Below are 2736 nucleotides of genomic sequence, written 5' to 3'. Positions count from 1 at the left end.
TTGTGGGTTCGAGTCCCACGGGGCCCACCCACGTTTGCGCTGTTCAGAGGCTTACAGCCAAACTTCTAGCCACTGAAAGTCTCCCAGGCAGAGGCTTCTGGCACATTCGTGGCACATTCGTGGCACATCAGAGCGTTGGACTCCACCACGTTCTGTGTTGTTCCGGCACACCACAGCCAGCTCAGCCCATTGACTGGGTCGAGTTGGCCTCGCCTTCCGCGGGCGCCCGCCCCGACCGCCAGATCGCAGTTTCGAGTTGGTCGTATGACGCCGACAGGGGCTGATGCGGGTCGCTGAACCCAGCCACGCGAGGACCTCGACGACCGCGCCGTGGCCGACCTGCTCTGGTCGACGAACGGCTGGGAGTGCTTCGTGGTCCTCGCTCGCCGGGCATCACCGGCGACCGGTATGCCACCCACCTCACCGACCCGTGGTGCCGGGCCCTGCTCGCCGACTGGACGACAGTCGGGACCACCGACAGGCTCAGCCACCTCGATGGCACCTGAACAGGCCGTACAGCGCCGTCGCTCCTGTCGATCGCCGGGCCCGGGCGGCAGCGACGGAGGCGCGCCAGCCGGCGATCCGTAGCACCGGGCGCCGTCCGTTCCCGACATTGCTCCATCGTGGCCTCAACGCTGCGCGAGATGCTGCTCACCGTCGCCCTCGACAAGGTGCGCCGAGGCTGACCGCGCGCCGCCACCGCCTCGCCGACTAGACCGCCGAGGCCGGTCGCGAGGACCACTGGCTCGCCCGCTGGGTGGACCCCGGTCACGCGAAAGGTGGGAGGTGGTGTTTCGTCACGAGCAGCGGGTCAAGCCATGAGCGCTAACCCGGGAGACGACATCGTCAAGCGAAGGGCCATGGTGACAGCGGGTCTGAGCAAGTAGCCGTACAACCTATTTCAGGGGCATGGGCCGCTCCCCCAGCCAGAGAGCCGCTGAACGGAGTTCTAGGGTCCACGAATGAGCGCTGGCGAACAAGCGTAGGCAAGGCTGCGAGTCCGTCGCCGGCAACTACGTCCCTGCTGCGCACGTCGCCGAGACGGGCATGACACGAGAAATCCCCCAAGCTCTCTCAGCGGCTACGGCGACGATCGTTCTCAGTGGCTACAGAGACGCCTGCTCCGGGTTCTGTCTGGGCCGTGCACCCAACGTTCCTCGGCTCCACCCCAGCGCCCTCGGCGCCGTGCAGCCCAGACGCCAGAAGCCCCACGGTCGCGAGACCGCGGGCTTGGGACGAGACGACTCAGCTGACAGCCTGCAGTGCCTTGACCTCGTCACGGGCCGCGACAATCTCGCCGTGCTGGCGCTGAACGACCGTGCGGAAGCCGTCGCTGAGGTCCTCCTTCAGGGCTTTCTCGTACTCCGACACGGTGTGGTCCTCACCCTGGACGGCTGCGTCGAGCACGCCCGACGGCTTGTCGCCGGTAAGGGCGTCCTTGAGTGAGAGCCAGCCGCGGTGCGCCGCGGCGAGCGCGGACCCGCCCTCATCTACGTCGTCGCCGTAGTCGCGACCCATCGCGACGATCTCCTGGGCGAACTGCACGCGCTGCTGCTCCAGGCGGCGCATGGTGTCGGCCCACTGGGGCACCTCGCCGTCGGCCAGCTTCTTCGCGGACGCTGCGAAGCCCTTCTGGCCGTCCTTGAGGGTCTGGACCAGGTCCTTGGCGGTCTTCTCGTCAGCGCTCATGCTGTCCTCTTCTGTATGGCCCACACGACGTGGTCTCGGTAACCTCTGCACCTACCCGACGTCGACGACCGCAAACACCGTACCTCGGCGTTCGTCCCCCGGACCGCGCGTCGAGCGTCGCGACCTCCTCGGCCGTGAGCTCGAGGTCGGCCGCCAGCGCCGACGAACGTGCCGTCTCGTAAACGATCGGGCTCCAGCCTTGTACTGGTTTAACAAGGCTGTCTTTAACAAGGCTGTCCTGAGTACGACGCCGCCGATCTTCAACGGAATTCACGTGGACCCGCTGGCCCCGGGAAACATCGCGGATGGATGGGTAAGAACGCTGTCCTCAGCTTCTAGCGAGGGCGAAACCGCAGCGCCGTCCGAGCGACGGACGCACCGATCATGGGTCGGTTAACCGGGGCCTCGAGCCCCGCAGGTCCGACTTGGTTTGGCGGTGGTCACTCGGTTGGCTTGTCTGGTGGGTCGTATCGGACGTCGACATATTCGAAACTTTGGATCGTTGGGCTCTGGCTCGGCTCGTGTAGCCGCGTCGGTCTCCGCTGGTGAGGTCCACGTCGTCGATGAACGGGGTAAGGAGCGATCTGGGGTGGAGGTGATCGACGCGCACGACGTTGGCCTCCGCGCAGGGCACCACCGCGGTGGCGGTGATGTAGAGGAACGCGAGTAGGCCCAGGACGAGAGCAAGGACGCCACTGGTGACTGAGGTGCCTTTGATGACGTGGCCGACGTAGACGACGCCGAAGGTCTGCAGCAGTTGCCAGATGCTCGCGGCTGCGATGGCACCGGGGGCGACGTCGCGGGCGGAGAGGTCGCGGGCGGAGAGGTCGCGGGCGGCCGCGACGCGGAACGCGAAGATGAACGCGGCCGCGTTGACGGCGATTGAGGCGACGAGGACGAGCACCTTCAGGATGGGACCGAGGGAACCGGCGTTGCTCGCGCCGAGAGTGGACAGCACGGTCGTGCCCAACACGGCCAGTCCCACCGTGGCGAGCAGCAGCAGCAGGCGGCGGCCGCGCGCTTTGAAGGGATGGGGCCGGCTGTTAC

At 66.8% G+C, this 2736-nt stretch carries 3 protein-coding genes; 1 reads left to right on the top strand and 2 read right to left on the bottom strand.

The features are described from left to right. The first annotated feature begins 365 nt into the window (after nt 1-365). On the top strand, nt 366-506 hold the full coding sequence (locus tag ACLL9L_RS05520) for a hypothetical protein (RefSeq protein ID WP_411283640.1): 141 nt from the start codon (nt 366-368) through the stop codon (nt 504-506). 739 nt (nt 507-1245) lie between these two features. On the opposite strand, the gene ACLL9L_RS05515 is transcribed toward ACLL9L_RS05520, so the two are convergent. Together ACLL9L_RS05515 and ACLL9L_RS05510 are read right to left on the bottom strand one after the other, a co-directional pair. After that, nucleotides 1246-1689 carry a ferritin-like domain-containing protein gene (locus tag ACLL9L_RS05515; RefSeq protein ID WP_411283639.1) on the bottom strand — a complete coding sequence of 148 codons (444 nt, stop codon included), beginning with the start codon at nt 1687-1689 and terminating at the stop codon, nt 1246-1248. 382 nt (nt 1690-2071) lie between these two features. Then, on the bottom strand, nt 2072-2736 hold a 665-nt coding region (locus ACLL9L_RS05510), incomplete at its 5' end, for a YhjD/YihY/BrkB family envelope integrity protein (protein WP_411283638.1).

Origin of the sequence: Lapillicoccus sp., from assembly GCF_046595215.1 — a bacterium.
In the GTDB taxonomy this organism is placed as follows: Bacteria; Actinomycetota; Actinomycetes; order Actinomycetales; family Dermatophilaceae; genus Lapillicoccus.
The sequence above is the reverse complement of the archived record's forward strand: the minus strand, read 5'-3'. Positions and strand labels throughout refer to the sequence as shown.